We start from the raw sequence: 17244 nt of genomic DNA on the forward strand, positions 1-17244 counted from the left end.
GAAACGAGGAATGACATGCCTGAAACCGACGATCTGCTGGCCGGCATCGAGGCGCTGGAAGCCAAGCTGAAACAGGCCCGCGAGTCGATCACCAAGCGATTCATCGGCCAGGAGCGGGTGGTGGACCTGACGCTGTCGGTGCTGCTCTGCGGCGGCCATGGGCTGCTGATCGGCCTGCCCGGGCTGGGCAAGACCCGGCTGGTGGAGACCTTGAGCACGGTAATGGGGCTGGATGGCAGCCGGATCCAGTTCACCCCGGATCTGATGCCTGCGGATATTCTCGGCTCTGAGGTCTTGGATACCGCCGAGGACGGGCATCGCTCGTTCCGCTTTGTACCCGGGCCGGTGTTCTGCCAGCTCCTGATGGCGGATGAGATCAACCGGGCGAGCCCGCGCACCCAGTCGGCGCTGTTGCAGGCGATGCAGGAGCGGCAGGTGACGGTGGCGGGCGAGGACCGCCCCTTGGGCGCGCCCTTCCATGTGCTGGCCACCCAGAACCCGATTGAGCAGGAAGGCACCTATCCCCTGCCCGAGGCGCAGCTGGACCGGTTCCTGCTGCAGATCGACGTGAATTATCCGGACCGCAAGACCGAGCGCGATATCCTGCTGGCCACTACCGGGGCGGAGGAAGCCGAGGCCTATCAGGTGTTTACAGCGGCTGAGCTGATCGCGGCGCAGACCTTGCTGCGGCGGATGCCGGTGGGAGACTCGGTGGTCGAAATGATCCTCGACCTGGTGCGCGCGTTCCGGCCCGAGGAAGAGGGCGTTTCCGAACGCGTGGCGCAGACTGTGGCCTGGGGGCCGGGTCCGCGGGCGGCACAGGCGCTGATGCTGGCGGTGCGGGCCCGCGCCTTGCTGCACGGACGGCTGGCGCCAAGCACTGAGGATGTGCTGGACATGGCCAAGCCGGTGCTGAGCCACCGGATGCAGCTGAACTTTGCGGCCCGGGCGCGTGGCGACAGCCTGACGGCTCTGATCGAAGACACTGCAGCGGATCTGGCCCGGACCGGAGCCGCCGCGTGACCAGGCCCGCCGCCTCTCAGGCTGCAACCGGATTGCGGCACCGCGCCGAGGCAGAGGCCAGCGCCTTTCCGCCCTTGCTGGTGCAGGCCCGGCATCTGGCGGGCTCAGTTCTGATGGGCGAGCATGGCCGCCGCCGGGCCGGTCCCGGCGATGACTTCTGGCAGTACCGCCCGGCGCAGCCCGGCGACAGCCGCCAGATGATCGACCACCGGCGATCCGCCATGGGCGACGTGCAGTATGTGCGCGAGCGGGAGTGGCATATCTCGCAAACGGTGCATCTGTGGGTCGATACCGGCGCCTCCATGCGGTTTTCCTCCTCGCCCAAACTGCCGCAGAAGATTGACCAGGCGCGGCTTCTTGGGCTGGCCGCCTCGGTTCTGATGGTGCATGGCGGCGAGCGGGTCGGCCTTACAGGCGGCAGCCTGCCGCCCCGGCGCGGCAACGTGCAGATCCTGCGGCTGGCTGAAGCACTGTCCGATGACGAGGAGGAGGATTATGCCCCGCCCAACGACCGCGCGCTGATCCCGCATGCACGGGCGCTGTTCATCTCGGATTTCCTGGGACCGTATGAGCCAATGGAGCAGGCGCTTTCCAAAGCCGCAGCACGCGGGGTGCGCGGAGTGCTGCTGCAGGTGCTGGACCCGGCGGAGGAGGCCTTTCCGTTTTCCGGCCGCACCCTGTTTGAAAGCGTCAAAGGCGGCGTTACACATGAAACATTGAAGGCCTCGGCGCTGCAGGAGCGCTATCTGGACCGGCTGGCGGAACGGCGGGATGCGCTGGAGCGGCTGTGCCATGAGGCCGGCTGGCGGTTCGGCCAGCATCACACCGGCGACCCGGCGCAGGCTGCGCTGATGTGGCTTTACCACGCTTTGGAAAGAACCGCGCCATGACGACGATTGCGGGCATCGGCTTTACCGCGCCCTGGCTGCTGCTGGGGCTGCTGGCGCTGCCGGTGCTGTGGCTGCTGCTGCGGGCAATTCCGCCGGCGCCGAAACGGCAGCCGTTTCCGGCGGTGACGCTTCTGCTGGGTCTGAAGGACGACGAGAGCCTATCGGACCGCACACCCTGGTGGCTGCTTCTGCTGAGGATGCTGGCAGTGGCTGCCGCGATTGTTGGCTTGGCGGGGCCGGTGCTGAACCCCTCGGCTGAGGAAAGCGGCGGCAGCGGGCCCTTGCTGGTTGTGATGGATGCCGGCTGGGGTGCTGCTGCGGGCTGGAAGCAGACCAGCGCCCAGGCGGCAGCGCAGCTGGAGGAGGCCGGACGCGCCGGGCGGCCGGTGGCCGTGCTGCGGCTGACCGCACCGGAGCCATTGCAGTTCCGCGCCGCCAGCGACTGGCAGCGGCAGCTCGCGGGGCTGGTGCCCCTGCCCTGGCAGCCGGGGCCGGAGCAATTGCAGGGCGCCCTGGCAGCGATTGACGGCGCCGAGGGCGGCTTTGACACGCTGTGGTTCAGCGACGGGCTGGAATATGCGGGGCGGGGCGGGCTGATCGAAGCGCTGAGCCGCCGCGGCGATATCGAAGTGTTCGAACAGCCGGTGCCGGTACTGGGGCTGCTGCCTGCGCAATATACCGGCGGCAATATCGAACTGACGGTGCAGCGCAGCCGCGCCGGGCCTGCACAGGAGGTCACGGTGCTGGCGCAAGGCGTCGACCCGGGCGGCACCCCGCGCAGCCTGGCAGCACTGCCGCTGCGCTTTGCTGACGGTGGCCGCACGGCCTCAGCCGAACTGTCTCTGCCGGCCGAATTGCGGGCGCGGCTGTCGCGGTTTGAGATCCGCGATATGAAATCTGCCGGTGCCGTGGCACTGACTGATGACAGTCTGCGCCGCCGCGAGGTGGCACTGGTGTCGGCCCAAAGCGAGGATGAGGGCCTCGCCCTGCTGTCGCCGCTGCATTACCTGCGCCAGGCGCTGCTGCCCTCGGCGGAACTTCTGGAAGGCGCGCTGGCGGATCTGCTGCCTGCCAATCCCGATGTTATCGTGCTGGCCGATGTGGCGCGGCTGGCGCCCGCGCAGGAAGAGGCGGTGATCGAATGGGTGGAAAGCGGCGGGCTGCTCTTGCGCTTTGCCGGGCCGCGGCTGGCAGCGAGCGATACCGCCCGCGCGGGTGAAGAACCGCTGATGCCGGTGCGCCTGCGCATTGGCGGGCGCAGCATCGGCGGCGCAATGAGCTGGGGGGAACCGAAGACTTTGGCGCCTTTTGCCGAGGGCTCTCCGTTCTATGGACTGGAAGTGCCCGGCGAGGTCTCGATCAGCTCGCAAGTGGTGGCGCAGCCCGACCCCGAGCTGGCCGCGCGCGTGATTGCTGAGCTGGCCGACGGCACGCCCCTGGTGACCCGCAAGACGCTGGGCCAGGGCCAGGTGGTATTGTTTCACGTGACCGCAAATGCGGAATGGAGCAGCCTGCCGCTGTCGGGCCTGTTTGTCTCGATGCTGGAGCGGCTGGCGGTGTCCTCCTCGGCGGCGCAGCCGGATGCGGAGGACCTGGAAGGCACCACCTGGACGCCGGTTGAAGTACTGGATGGATTTGGCCGCATCGAGGCTGCAGAGACGCTGCCAGGCGTCAAGGGCCCGGATCTGGTGGCCGCGCCCGCGGGGCCGGAGCTGCGGCCGGGGGTCTATGACGGCGGGCGGCGGATGCTGGCCCGCAACGTGCTGCGCCCGGACGACGAGCTGCTGGCGGCGCGCTGGCCTGCTTCGGTTGAAGTCAGCGGCTATGACGCACCGCAGGAGCTGCCTTTGGGAGGCGCACTGCTGACGCTGGCGCTGCTGCTGCTGGCGCTGGATGTGCTGGGCACGCTGCTGGTCTCGGGCCTGCTGGGCGGCGCCCGCACTGCAGCACTGGCCGCAGCGCTGGGGCTTTCAGCACTGGCGCTGCCGCAGGGTGTTCAGGCTCAATCGCCGCCGGCGGCAGAGGATTTCCGGGCCGCGGAACTGGCCTCGGAACTGGTTCTGGCGCATGTGCTGACCGGTAACACTCAGGTTGACCGCATTGCCGAAGCGGGCCTGCGCGGGCTGTCGGACACGCTGTTCTTCCGCACTTCGGTGGAGCCGGCCAATCCGGCGGGCGTGGATCTGGAGCGTGACGAGCTGGCATTCTATCCCCTTCTTTACTGGCCGGTCACCCGCGACCAGCCGCTGCCCTCGTCCGAGGCCTATGGCAAGCTGAACGCTTATCTGCGGGCAGGCGGGATGATCCTGTTTGACACCCGCGATGCCGATCTGAGCATCTCGGGCGCCACCAGCCCGGCGGCGCGGCGGCTGCAGCAGATTGCCCTGCCCCTGGATATTCCGCCGCTGGAGGTGGTGCCGGAAGATCACGTGCTGACCCGTGCCTTCTATCTGCTGCAGGCCTTTCCCGGGCGGCACAGCCGCGGGCCGGTCTGGGTCGAGGCGGCGCCGCCAGATGCGGAGCAGGCCGAGGGCATCCCCTTCCGCAATCTCAATGACGGGGTGACACCGGTTGTGATCGGCGGCAACGACTGGGCCGCGGCCTGGGCGGTGGATGAGAACGGCCGCCCGCTGCTGCCGGTGGGGCGCGGCTATGCCGGCGAGCGGCAGCGCGAACTGGCGTTCCGTTTTGGCGTCAACCTGGTGATGCATGTGCTGACCGGCAATTACAAATCGGACCAGGTGCATGTGCCGGCACTGCTGGACCGGCTGGGGCAATAGGAGCGTGAGATGACACAGACGATCCTGTTTGACCCGCTGGTGCCCTGGCCCGTGATCTGGGCCGCGGGCGGCATCACCCTGGCGGCGCTGATCCTGGGCTTGTGGAAGGGGCTCTCGGGCTGGGCTCTGCGGGCGCTGGCAGCTTTGGTGCTGCTGGCGGCCCTTGCCGGCCCGGTGCATCAGAGCGAGGACCGCGCGCCGCTCAATGACATCGTGATTGTGGCTGAGGATCAGACCGCCAGCCAGCAGCTCAGCACCCGGCCTGAGCAGATGGCGCGGGCGCGCACCCAGCTGAAGGCTGCCCTGGCAGACCGGCCCGGGACCGACGTGCGCTGGGTCACGGTGGAAGACGGGACCGGCGATGAGGGCACCCAGCTGATGGAGGCAATTGCCGGCGCGCTGGCGGATGAGCCGCGGGCGCGGGTGGCGGGCATTATCGCCCTGTCGGACGGGCAGGTGCATGACGCAGGCCAGGTGGTGGCCCTGCCCGCGCCGATGCATCTGCTGCTGACCGGCCGCGCGGAGGATTGGGACCGGCGGCTGATCGTCAAGAACGCCCCCGGCTTTGCCATCATCGGCGAGCCGGTGAAGCTGACCCTGCGGATCGAGGATCAGGGTGCGGTGCCGGAACCGGGCGGCTTTGCCGAACTGGAGATTTCCGTGCGGGGCGAGGAGCCGCAGCGGTTCACCCTGCCGGTGGGCGTGGATTTCGAGCTGCCGATGGTGCTGCAGCACGGCGGCCGCAACGTGATCCAGTTCAGCGTGCCGGAGGAACCCGGAGAGCTGACCGCGCGCAACAACACCGCTCTGGTGCAGATCAATGGGGTGCGCGACCGGCTGCGGGTGCTGCTGGTCTCGGGCGAGCCGCATGCAGGCGGGCGCACCTGGCGCAACCTTCTGAAATCCGACAGCGCGGTGGATCTGGTGCATTTCACCATCCTGCGGCCGCCGGAAAAGCAGGACGGGGTGCCGGTGGAGGAGCTGTCGCTGATCGCTTTCCCCACCCGCGAGCTGTTCCTGGAGAAGATCGACGATTTCGACCTGATCATCTTTGACCGCTACAAACGGCGCGGCATCCTGCCCGCGGTTTACCTGGACAACGTGGCGAATTACGCGATGGGCGGCGGCGCCGTTCTGGTGGCCGCCGGGCCGGATTTTGCCAGTGCCGACAGTATCTACCGCTCGCCGCTGTCGCTGATCCTGCCGGCCGAGCCTTCCGCCCGTGTGCTGGAAGAACCCTACCGGCCGGAAGTGACCGATCTGGGCAAGCAGCATCCGGTGACCTCGGGCCTGGAAGGCACCGGGGACTGGGGCCGCTGGCTGCGCCAGATTGAGCTCAGGACGCCGGAGGGCCATGTGCTGATGAACGGGGCGGGCGCGCGGCCCCTGCTGGTGCTGAACCGGGTTGGCGAAGGCCGAGTTGCGCTTTTGGCCTCGGACCACGCCTGGCTGTGGAGCCGCGGCTATGAGGGCGGCGGGCCGCAGCTGGAGCTTTTGCGCCGTCTGGCGCATTGGATGATGAAGGAGCCGGAGCTGGAAGAGGAGGCGCTCTGGGCCGAGGCATCAGGCCAGCGGATGCGCATCCTGCGCCGCACGCTTGCAGGGCAGGCCGGGCCGGTCACGGTGACCAATCCGGATGGCTCCACCGTGGAACTGGAGCTGCGCCAGACCGCACCGGGCCAGTGGGAAACCCGGTACGAGGGGCCGGAACAGGGGCTTTACCGGCTGGAGGAAGGCGGCGAGACCGCGGTGGCCGGGCTGGGGCCTGCGGCGCCGAAGGAGTTTGAGGAAACCATTGCCACCGGCGCTGTTCTGGCACCGGTGCTGGCGCCTTTGCGGGGCGGAGTGCTGCGGCTGGAGGACGGCCTGCCTGCCTTGCGCAGCGTGCGCGCCGGGCGGCCCGCAGCGGGCCGCGGCTGGATCGGCCTGACGCCGCGGGAGGCCTATGAAACCCTGTCAGTGAGCCAGGGCCCGCTGCTGCCGGCCTGGCTTGCGCTGGCGCTGGCGGCGTTCTTCCTGGTGGCCGGCTGGCTGCGCGAGGGGCGGCGCTGAGCTTTTGCGCTCTTGCCGCAGCACATTGTTCTATCCGCCAAAGATGCGCTCCCGCCCATCATCGGGTTCCTGCCGGAATCCGTGCCGGAGCGGAATACCTCTGCTATCTGGCGGCTGCCGCCCGCCCCTGGGCCGGAAATCGTGGCTTTAGTCAGCAAAGGACGCTGAGACGGAAGGATTGCCTGGAAGCCCCTTGTAGATGACCCGGACCCCGCCACTAGTTTTCTGCGGCGGGAACAAAGGGCCGAAAGAGCCAACGGAAATCAGGTCGCCCGCCTTGAAAAAGACCCCCTTGGAGCGCAGCCATAGGACCGAGTTCACCGGGTTGCCCAGCACCGCACGGCCCGGTGCCTGCACCAGAACATCTCCTGCGCCGTCGTGCATCGTGACATCCATCTCTTCCAGCATGCGGGCCATCGCGGCGGGATCCTCTACCGGCACCAGAGGGCCGAGTACGCCAAGCCGGGCGCCCACCCCCATTGCCGTGATGGTCACCGGGGTAATCGGCTCTCCCTTGGCCAGCGCCAGATCCGGAAGCTCAATGAACGGGCGGATAGCGGCGGTATGGGCCAGCACTTCCTCAGGCGTTCCTGCCGTATTGATCCCGGCGTCCTTGACCACCAGAACCAGGTCCGCCTCCACCATCGGCACCGCGCCCCAGGGCACCTTCACCGTGGCGCCGGTGTCCAGCATCATGTTTTCATAAAGCAGCCCTTGCACGGGTTCACCGGCGCCAAAGCGTTCCTGCGCGGGCCGGCTGGTGAGCCCTGCTTTGTAACCGGTGACCGGCCCCATGTGCGGTGTCAGCGCGGCTGCGAGCTTGGCCTGCGAGCAAAGCGCATCTGCCATGCTGCCGCCAGGGGACAGAGCCTTGGCCGGTGTCCTGGATGTGTAGCTGCCTACAAATGCCGCGATTTCTGCGTCCGTTGCACAAGCCGCCCAGGCGGCGGGGGCTGCAAAAGCCACGGCGCAGGCCGCGAACAGGGGTTTCAGCATGAAGAGGCCTCAGCAAACACGGTGTCAATCAATCCGCAGGTTAACCCGGTCGGAGCGGCCAGCGCTATCGACAATCACCAGAGAGGAAAAGCCGGGGCCGGGGCTGGGCACCGGGAACTCGCGGCGGCGCTGGCCGGAGAGAACCGGCAGACCGTCAGCCAGCACCAGGAAGGGCGCGGTGCCGCCGCGCAGTTTCAGGGTCAGGCTGCCGCCGTCCAGAGCCAGGCGGGCGCCCTCGGGCGGGAAGACCAGTTCGGGCGCTTCAGCGCTGCCGTCAAATGCCGCGCTGCGCGAACGGAAGCGCTGCAGCGGCGGCGGCAGTTCAGCGGAGCTGACGATCAGCGCTGCGGGCGGCGGCGGCGGCAAAGGTTCCAGCGCGGGCTTCAGACGGCCGAAGGCTTCGAACAGGACCGGGGCTGCCAGATCGCCGCCGAAGATGCCGGGCACCGGGGTGCCATCGGCGCGGCCCATCCAGATGCCGATCACATGACGCCCGTCCCAGCCGATGGCCCAGGCGTCGCGGTGGCCGTAGGAGGTACCTGTCTTGTAGGCGATGGTCCCGGCCTTGGCACCTGGAGGCACCGGCAGGCCGCGCAGGATATCTCCTACCTGCCAGGCGGCCTCGGCTGACATCACCCGTCCGGCCCGCAGCGGCGGCCCGCCTTGCAGAACCTGCAGGCCCGGCCCCTGCCCGCCTGCGGCCAGCCCCGCATAAAGCTGCACCAGGTCCTGCAGGCTGATCCCGACACCGCCCAGCGCCAGCGCCAGCCCCGGCGCGCCGCCCGGCAGCCGCGGACCGGCACCGCCTGCGCGCATGGCCGCCATCAGCCGCGCCGGGCCCAATTCCTGCGTCAGCTTCACGACAGGGATGTTGAGCGACAGCTGCAGCGCCTCGCGCACCCGTATGTCTCCGCGGAAGCTATTGTCGAAATTCTGCGGCGCGTAGCCATCGAAATTCACCGGCCCGTCGTGGATCAGCGTTTCCGGATGCGCCAAGCCCTGGTCGAAGGCGAGCCCGTAGACCAGCGGTTTCAGCGTGGAGCCCGGAGAGCGCACGGCCAGGGTCATGTCCACAAATCCGCGCCGTGCCGTACCGGCATAATCTGGCGAGCCGGCCAGGGCCAGCACCTCGCCGGTTTGATGGTCGGCCGCTATCAGCGCAGCCGAGAGCTGCGGGCCGCTGGCACGCACGGCCTCTGCCAGCAGCTGCTGCATCCGGGATTGCACCGCGCCGTCAATGGTAAGGCGGTGCTGGCGCTTGCCGGGATGGGCTGCGGCCACCCGGTCCGCCAGATGCGGCGCCAAACGCGGGAAAGCAGCCATGCGGTGCGGCAGCGGAGTGCGGCGTGCAGCCTCGGCGTCTTCAATGGTCAGAACGCCTTGGCGCTGCATCCGCGCCAGCACCCGGTTGCGGGCGTCCTGCGCGGCCTCTGGGAAGCGGTCAGGACGGCGGCGTTCCGGCGATTGCGGCAAGGCCACCAGCAGCGCAGCCTCTGCCGGCGTCAGCCGCCCCGGCTCTTTGCCGAACCAGGCATATGCAGCCGCGCGGATGCCCTCTGCCGCGCCGCCATAGGGGGCGTGGGTCAGGTAGAGGGTCAGGATCTCATCCTTGCTGAGGCGGCGCTCCAGCGCCAGCGCCACCCGCATCTGGCGCAGCTTGCCGGACCAGCGGCCGGTGCTGCCGTCTTCCAGCAGGCGCGCCACCTGCATGGTGAGAGTGGAGCCGCCGGAGACCGTGCGGCCGTTCCACAGCGCCTGACCCGCGGCGCGCAGGAGGGCGACGGGGTCGACGCCGGCATGGGAATGGAACCGCTTGTCCTCGTAGCGCAGCAGCATCTCCAGGAAGCGCGGATCGGTCTGGTCCGGACGGACCGCAAGGCGCCAGAGACCGTCGCCCACAGGGTAGGCACGCAACAGCCTGCCGTTGCGGTCGAGAACTTCGGTGGAGGTGTCCGCAAGGGTGAGAGGGAGGCTGGTATTGTCGATCCAGCTGTCGAAGCTGCGCCATGCGGTGAATGCCACGGCAATCAGCAACGCCAAGCTTAGGGCACGGCGGCTCCATCTTTTGCCTGGCCGATGGCCGGACAGCACCCGTCCCTTCCCGCCGGGCCGGGCGCTGCCCTCAGGTTTTTCCCGCCAGCGTTTCACTGTACAACCACGCGCCCCGTTGCTGTGCGGGCGCGGTAGGCGGGCCGGTACATGTCCTCGACCGAGGCTGCCGGATGGTGGAAACTGCCCGGTGTCACCGCTCGGGCGATATAGGCCAGCGTCACCGGCGCGCCGCCGCGCACATCCACTGCGGCCAGGAAACGGTCGCTGCGGAACTCGGCGTGACCGGCCTCGGCCAGGTTCAGCCAGTCCAGATCACGCAGATCGCCGGAGCGCAGCATGTTGGGATTGTCGATCTCAAACCCTGCGGGCAGCGGGTCGTTGACCATCAGCCGGGCGCCGGTTTTCTCATGCGGGCGAACCTGCAGAACGGTGACAAAGCGCATACCAGCCTGCACCGCCTGGATATCCAGCGGCTGGCCTTCCAGCGAGAAATAGCTGCGGTCGATTGTGTAGCCGAAGCCTCCCGCGGCAGGTGCAGCTTCGGGCACGCCCAGCGTGGTCAGGGTGATCTCAGCCGTGCGCCCGCTGGCGGCGGTCAGGGCCAGCTCCGGTGTTTCCAGCCCGCCTGCTGCCTGCACAAAAGGCCCCTCCACCGGCTGGCCGTTGACCAGCAGGCCCGAATCCTCGGGCCGCTGCGCCAGGGCGTGGGCCGCCATCAGGGTCCAGGCGGCTTCCTGGGTGGAGCGGCGGCTGGAGGCCTGCACGATCCGGGCCGACAGGCTGCTGCGGTCCACCACCTCCGAACCGGCCTCGGCCGCCAGCGCCAAAACACCGGCGGTGTCGCGCAGGGCGGTGCCGAAGTCGGCGCGCCACAGGGCGGTGTCCTCGCGGCCTCCTTTCAGCATCTGCGCGGCGCGGGCGAACATCCGGTCGGCGCGGCGCTGGTCGCCATAGGCCGCCAGTGCCGCCCCCAGCTGGGCGGCAGCAAGCGGGGTGGCAAAGGCCTTGCCCTTCACATCGGCGTAATAGCGCAGATCACCCATTTGCGCGGCGCCTTCGCGGGCCAGCACCAGGAGCGCATAGGCGATCTCCTCGCCGCCCTTGTCGAAGTCGGGGGCATAGTTGATGCGGTTGCGCAGGTTGTCCATCGCCTGGGCGAAGGCCTGCTGCGGCACCTCATAGCCTTGCGCGCGGGCGCGGCTCAGGAAGTCGCTGGCATAGGCATCCAGCCAGAACTCGCCGCTGTCGGCCCGCCACATGCCAAAGGCACCGCTGGGCGCCTGCCGGGTCAGCACCTTGCGGATAGCGGCGTTGATCCGTTTGTCCACTGCCGGGCCATCGCCCAGCCCCGCCGCACCGGCAACGCTGCTGAGGTAGAGGAGCGGCAGCGCCTTGGAGGTCACCTGCTCGGTGCAGCCGTAGGGGTACTGGTCGAGGTCAGCGAGCAGCCCCGGCACATCGAACTTGGCCAGCGGACCGGAGGAGATGGTTGCACGGGCGGTGCCGGGACGCAGGCCGGTGAAGACCTCTCCGTTGAACAGGAAGGTGTCGCCGCCCGCCAGAGTGAAGCGGCGGGTCTGCGCCACCACCGGATCATTGGCCCGCACTGGCAGGCGGAGGTCCTGGCGCAACTCCTGCCCGTCCGGGGTGATGAGGGTGAGGGTCAGCTGGTGGTCGCCAACGGTTTCCGCAGAGACCGGCAGCTCCAGCACCGCCTTGCCTTTTTCCGCCAGGGTAACAGCGGCAGGGAGGCTGCCCAGCGAAAGGCCGCCGCCGGTGCTGGCCGTCAGCGCCATGTCTCCTGCCGGACCGTCGGCGTGCACGATTTCTATGCGGGCGCGGCTGACATCGCCTGGTGCCAGGAAGCGCGGCAGCGACGCAGTAACCACCACCGGGTCGCGTACCAGCATGTCGGCTTCCGCCTGGCCCACGGCTTTGCCCGACCAGGCCACCGCCATCAGCCTCACCGTTCCGTTGAAGGCCGGCAGGTTCAGGGGGAATTCCGCCTCGCCGTTTTCGTCCACGCGCAGTGGGCCTGAGAACAGCGCAACCAGGTCCTGGGTGGGCGGCGGCGACTGCATCTTGAGACCGCTGTCCGCATCGCCGCCGGAGCGGATCCTTCCCATGGCGCCATTGCCGGGATCAATCAGCCGGCCGTAGACATCGCGCAGCTCCATGCCGAGGCGGCGCTGGCCATAGTAATGCGTGCTGGGGTCCGGGCTGTCGAAACCGGTGAGATTGAGGATGCCGAGGTCAACCGCTGCAACGGTGAGCCAGACTTCTTCGCCTTCGTCCGCACCATCAACGCGGAGCTTCGCCACCTGGGTGCCGCGCGGGCGGGCCACGTCCGGCACATCAATCGCAACCTGCAGCTGCTGGCCCGGCTGTGTTACAGCGGCATGGGCCAGGCCGAGAGCGCGCAGCGGGCTGCGGCCTTCTTTGCCTGCCACAGGCTGGATCACCGTTGCGGTCACATAGGCACCGCTGCCCCAGTCCTGCGTCACGTCCAGCGGGATCACGGTTTCGCCCGCGGGCACGTCAACCGCCATCCGGTGGATCAGCCGGTTCGAAACCACCGAGACCAGCGCCGTGCCTGCGGCCTGCGGCACGATGCGCAGGCGGGCGGTGTCGCCGGGAGTGTAGTTTTCGCGGTCCAGCGACAGCTCCAGCCGGGCCGGCGTGTCCTGGCTGCCAGCGGGCGCGTACCAGCCGGCGTAGAAGTCCAGCGCCGCGGAGGCATAGCTGCCGTCGAGGCGTTCCACCACCAGCTCATAGCGGCCCCACTCAACCGGTTGCGACAGCGGCAGGGGATCGCTGCCCAGCTGCGCCTCGCCCGTTGCAATGCGGGTCCGGCGGGTGACCGGCTCCCAGTTCCAATTGCCGTAAAGCTGATACCACTGGTAGCGGGTCTCAACCCGGTTCAGCGTCCACTTCACCCGCATCGGCATCGGCGTAAAGTCCGGCGCCAGGGCGATCATCTCAAAGCCGGCCTCCGCACCTTCGGCGGCCACCTCGTCAAACAGCGGCTTGATGCCGATTACGGGGCCTGCGGGTTTCACCGGCAGCTCAAGGCTGCGTTCCACAGGCCGCGCGGCGCCATCGGCAACGCGGGTGGTCAGCGCAGCAAGCAGCGGTTTGCCTTCGGCCGGGATGGTGTCCGGCAGGCCGGCCGGGAAGGCCGCATGGCCATCGGCACCGGTTTCCTGCCCGCCGAAATAGGCGGTTTGGGCTGAGGAAGGTTCATCATAGCGGCCGAACTGGAAACCCGGCCATTGCTCCAGAGTGCTGGCAGCGGTGAGACGGATATCGCCTTCCACTTTAAGCCCGGCCCCCGGCGCACCGAACAGGTAATCCGCTTGCAGGCTGATCTGCGCGGCACCGCCGGGCTGGAGGCTGTCTGCATTGGCAACATCTTGGTCAAAGTCGATGCGTTCCGGCAGGAAATCCTCGACCAGGATCTGGCGGGAGGCCAGAGCGGGTGCTTTCAGGTCGCTTTTGATCTCGATCCGCCAGGTGCCGCGCGGGGCGGCGGGGCCGGTCGCAAGTGCAAAGACATGGCCGCCCTTTTGACCGGCGGCGGAGGTCTGGCGGGTGTATTCCACCCCGTCCGGGCGCAAGAGGACCGCGGTCAGCGGCAGACCGTCGATGGCCTGGGCCCTGCTGTCGCGGGCCAGCGCGGTCACATGCACGGTTTCGCCGGCACGGAAGGCGCCGCGGGTGGTGGCCAGGAAGACATCCACCGGACCTGGCGCAGCACGGCCGGCAACGCCGCGGTCGGAGAGGTCGAAGGCCGCGTCGGTCAGTGGCAGGAAGGTGAAATCATCCGCTCCGGCCTGCGCGGTGATCAGCGCGGGCGCACCGCCGCCGGAGCCGCGGATCAGGCCGGGGGCAAAGCGGACGTAGCCGCTGGCGTCGCTGGTTTCCGTGGCCAGAACTTCGTTGGCGGCAGAGATCAGGCGGACCTCGGCGCCTGCATGGGGCGTGGCATCCGCCAGCCCCTGCACCTGCACATGCAGCCCGTCGCTGCCGGACATGGTGCTGAGGCCAAGGCCGGTCATCACAAACCACTGCGTGGCGCCGGCATCATCATAGGGATCGGCGCCCGGCACCCGCGCAGTCAGCGCGTAAAGTCCCGGCTTTTGCCCTGACAGAGCCTGGTCCAGCGGCAGGCGGCTGGTCATGGCCTGGTTGAGGAACGTGTCCACTTCGGCGCTGCCCTGCCAGATCTCTTCAGCAATATCGGAGGCAAAGTGCTCATCCTCCCAATGGGAGAGCGGCTTGGCAAAATACCCCTCCTGCAGGGTGCGCAGCACATTGCGGCTGCTGACCCGGCGCAGCCGCAGGTCCAGCTCCGTCAGGTTCACCGTCTCCACCGGCAGCGCGGCTTCACCGCCCGCGGGCAGCACATAAGCCCGGCCCGGGAAGCGGACCAGCGGAGAGCGGTCGCGCACGTAATGGGTCAGCTCCACATCCTTGTAGAGCTGCTCGCCGCTGGCCGCAGGCAGGCCGCGGCGCAGGGTCAGGCGGTAGCGCTGGCCGTGCTCCACCCCGTCAAAACACAGCTGCCGCCCGGAGGCGCTGACCGCCAGGCCGCCCTGCGGCAAACGGACATAGTTTTCGTAGTCCGTGCCAGCCTGTTCCAGATTTTCGGAGAACTCGGCGCAGATCCGCGGTGCGGCACTGTCGCTTTCTACGGTGGAGCCGGTGACCCGGAAGCCGTATTTGGCAATGGCATCGTCCAGCCTTCCGGCCGGGACAGCCCCCGGCGCAAGATCTTCGGCCAGGCGCAGCAGCGGGATCATGCTGCGCCCCTGCCCGCGGGCTTCCTGCGCATCGGCGGCAGCAGCCAGTGCAGCAGCCTGTTCCGCAGGATCATCGGCCCGCAGGTAGCTGTTGAGGGCCGCAAGATAAGCCTCCTGCCGGAACCGGCGCTGCTGCCGGCTGCTGCTGCGCTCCTTGGAGGCGCGCAGGAGGTAATCCGAGAAACGGGTCCAGTCGCGCGCTGAATCGGTCAATACCACCGCCTGCCCCATCCAGCGCAGGGCAGCAAGCGGATCGCCTGCGCGAATCAAAGAGCGGGCCGCCGCAACAGCCTCTGCCGCGTCATTGGCCGCCAGCGGATATTCGAGCCCCAGCGACCGGGACAGATCCACCGCCCGCTGCAGGTCCTGCGTCCCGATGGCCGTAAGCCGGCCGGCACGCTCCTGTGCTGCGGCCGCAAGCCCGGCAGGCGCCGGCTGCTTCACCGCGGAAAGCGCACCTTCGTAAGGACTGGGCTCCTGCAGCACCGATTTCGGGAAACAAGCGTTGGAGCGCTGGTTAAACACAAAACCAGTGCACTCGGCCTGCGCCGAACAGGCCCGCGCACAGGCGGCCTGATCGGTGTCGAACAGCGGCTGCAGGTCGGATCCGAAGAAATCTGTGTTGGCAAAAGACTGATAGCGGAACTCCGGCACCGCCGGCCCTGCACGAACGGCGGAAAAGGAAATCAGAAGTCCAAGGCAGAAAATGGAAAAACAGGCAAAAAGACGCGGCATGGCACCCTCCAATACTGGGTGCAGGCTGGCACGGGCTTAACGTCATAGCAAGATTCCACCGCGTAACACGATAGGAGCAGCCCTGCTGCCGCATGCGTGCGGAAATTGCCGCGCGCTGTTCGTGTTATCGTATTGCCGGAGTTCGCAGGGATGAGCCTTGCAGAGAAATTAGCGGAAGAAAGGCGGGCCCGGCTGGCCGCCGAACGGCTGCTTGAGCTGAAGCAGGCCGAGCTTTCCGCCGCCAACCGCAAACTTGGCCGCCATGCGCTGGCCTTGACCAAGCAGATCGGCCAGACCCAGGCCGAGGTGGCCACCGTCCGCGACGAAAACGAAAAGGTCAAATCCGACCTCAACACCGCCAATGAGAAAATCGAAACCGCGGAACGGCGGCTGTGGCATTCGATCCAGGCGTTCCAGGACGGGTTTGCCTTCTTTGATTCCGACGGCACCCTGATCGGCGCCAATACGGCGTATCTCAATATTTTCGACGGGCTGGAGGAAGTCACACCCGGCATCTCCTATATGCGCATCCTGCAGCTGCTGACCGATGAGGGCCTGATCAATACCGGCGATATGAGCCCGCAGGACTGGCAGACCATGATGACCGAACGCTGGCAGCTGCCGGCGCCGGAGCCAGTCGACATCCAGCTATGGGATGAGCGCTATTTGCGGCTGATGGACCAGCGCGGCCATGGCGGCGACGTGGTGTCGCTGGCGCTCGATATCACTTCAACGGTGCGCTACGAAAAGGAGCTGCGCGATTCCCGCGCCCGCGCCGAGGCCGCCAACCGTGCCAAATCCGCCTTCCTCGCCAATATGAGCCACGAGATCCGCACGCCGATGAACGGGGTGGTGGGCATGGCCGAGCTGTTGAGCGATACTGAGCTGGACGAAGAGCAGCGCCTCTACGCCAACACCATCAAGAACTCGGGCGAGGCGCTGCTGGTCATCATCAATGACGTTCTCGACTACTCCAAGATCGAGGCCGACAAGCTGGAGCTGCACCCCGAACCCTTTGACCTGGAGCGCAGCCTGCATGAGGTGGTGATGCTGCTGCAGCCTTCTGCACGGGACAAGGGGCTGGCGCTGCTGGTGGATTACGACCTGTTCCTGCCGACCAAATTCGTGGGCGACCCGGGCCGCATCCGGCAAGTGCTGACCAATCTGGCCGGAAACGCGGTGAAATTCACCAAGGAGGGCCACGTGACCTTGCGGGTGACCGGCATCTCCTCGCCGGACGACATGCAATGCGCGGTGCATGTCACCATCGAGGACACCGGCATCGGCATCCCGGAAGAGAAGATTGAGCATATCTTCGGTGAATTCAATCAGGTCGAGGACGAGCGCAACCGCAAGTTCGAAGGCACCGGGCTGGGGCTGGCGATCTCGAAGCGGCTGATCGAGATGATGGGCGGCGAAATCTGGGTCGACAGCGAGGAAGGCAAAGGGTCCTGTTTCGGGTTCCGCCTGCCGCTGCCGATGGAACGCGTCCCGGAGCAGCCCGCGCCGCAGCTGCCGAGCACGCTGCGCCATGTGCTGCTGGTGGATGACGTGCCGCTCAACTGCGAGATCCTGCAGAAGCATCTCCTGATGCTGGGCATTCAAGTGAGCACCGCAGACTCCGCAGCCGCTGCGCTGGCAGCAATGCGGCCGGAGATCAATCTGATCATCAGCAGCCACAGCCTGCCGGCCCTGGATGGCGTTCAACTGGCCAAGGATCTCAAGGCCGGTCCCTGGAGCGGGGTGCCGGTGCTGCTGCTGAATTCCGGCCCGCAGGCCGCCAATGACCCAGAAATCCGCCAGCTTGTGAACGGGGTGCTGCAGAACCCTGCGCCGCGGGATGATCTGTTCCGCCAGCTGGCTAAGCTGGGCACCAGCCCTGCCGGAACCGAGGCCGAGACCGAGACCGAGACC

At 67.8% G+C, this 17244-nt stretch carries 8 protein-coding genes; 5 read left to right on the plus strand and 3 right to left on the minus strand.

Going from position 1 to position 17244, the window contains the following annotated elements:
- The first annotated feature begins 15 nt into the window (after window positions 1–15).
- Genes RA20_RS02220 through RA20_RS02235 form a run of 4 tightly spaced genes read left to right on the plus strand, consistent with a single transcriptional unit; the run spans window position 16 to window position 6745 of the window.
- A complete protein-coding gene (locus RA20_RS02220; protein WP_039124199.1) occupies window positions 16–1023 on the plus strand; it encodes an AAA family ATPase in 1008 nt (335 codons plus the stop codon).
- Entirely contained in the window at window positions 1020–1913 is an 894-nt protein-coding gene (locus tag RA20_RS02225) for a DUF58 domain-containing protein (RefSeq protein WP_039124201.1), read from the plus strand. Before RA20_RS02220 ends, RA20_RS02225 begins: the two co-directional genes overlap by 4 nt.
- Window positions 1910–4693 (plus strand): DUF4159 domain-containing protein, encoded by a 2784-nt coding sequence (locus RA20_RS02230; RefSeq protein ID WP_039124203.1) that lies wholly within the window; start codon window positions 1910–1912, stop codon window positions 4691–4693. Before RA20_RS02225 ends, RA20_RS02230 begins: the two co-directional genes overlap by 4 nt.
- 9 nt (window positions 4694–4702) lie before the next feature.
- Entirely contained in the window at window positions 4703–6745 is a 2043-nt protein-coding gene (locus tag RA20_RS02235; protein WP_039124205.1) for a membrane protein, read from the plus strand.
- Window positions 6746–6892: 147 nt separating this feature from the next.
- Here the strand turns inward: RA20_RS02235 and RA20_RS02240 are convergent, their stop codons facing one another.
- The 3 genes from RA20_RS02240 to RA20_RS02250 all read right to left on the minus strand — a co-directional run bounded on the left by RA20_RS02240 (window position 6893) and on the right by RA20_RS02250 (window position 15330).
- The gene (locus tag RA20_RS02240; protein WP_039124207.1) at window positions 6893–7741 is read right to left on the minus strand and encodes a 2-keto-4-pentenoate hydratase; all 849 of its coding nucleotides are present in this window, start codon (window positions 7739–7741) and stop codon (window positions 6893–6895) included.
- Between the two features lie 24 nt (window positions 7742–7765).
- The gene (gene pbpC, locus RA20_RS02245; RefSeq protein ID WP_241482198.1) at window positions 7766–9763 is read right to left on the minus strand and encodes a penicillin-binding protein 1C; all 1998 of its coding nucleotides are present in this window, start codon (window positions 9761–9763) and stop codon (window positions 7766–7768) included.
- Window positions 9764–9885: 122 nt separating this feature from the next.
- Window positions 9886–15330, minus strand: coding sequence for an alpha-2-macroglobulin family protein (locus RA20_RS02250; protein WP_082017885.1), 5445 nt, complete (start codon window positions 15328–15330; stop codon window positions 9886–9888).
- A 150-nt stretch (window positions 15331–15480) separates the two neighbouring features.
- Between RA20_RS02250 and RA20_RS02255 the strand changes: the two genes are divergently transcribed.
- The coding region (locus RA20_RS02255; protein WP_052248784.1) for an ATP-binding protein at window positions 15481–17244 on the plus strand (1764 nt) is incomplete at its 3' end.

The sequence above is a fragment of the Leisingera sp. ANG-Vp genome (assembly GCF_000813725.1).
Lineage (GTDB): Bacteria > Pseudomonadota > Alphaproteobacteria > Rhodobacterales > Rhodobacteraceae > Leisingera.

What these genes read in the sequence shown, in the direction of transcription:
- RA20_RS02230 (WP_039124203.1), top strand. Translation starts at nt 1,910, where the DNA reads ATGACGACGATTGCGGGCATCGGCTTTACCGCGCCCTGGCTGCTGCTG.
- RA20_RS02240 (WP_039124207.1), bottom strand. Translation starts at nt 7,741, where the DNA reads ATGCTGAAACCCCTGTTCGCGGCCTGCGCCGTGGCTTTTGCAGCCCCC.
- RA20_RS02220 (WP_039124199.1), top strand. Translation starts at nt 16, where the DNA reads ATGCCTGAAACCGACGATCTGCTGGCCGGCATCGAGGCGCTGGAAGCC.
- RA20_RS02250 (WP_082017885.1), bottom strand. Translation starts at nt 15,330, where the DNA reads ATGCCGCGTCTTTTTGCCTGTTTTTCCATTTTCTGCCTTGGACTTCTG.
- RA20_RS02235 (WP_039124205.1), top strand. Translation starts at nt 4,703, where the DNA reads ATGACACAGACGATCCTGTTTGACCCGCTGGTGCCCTGGCCCGTGATC.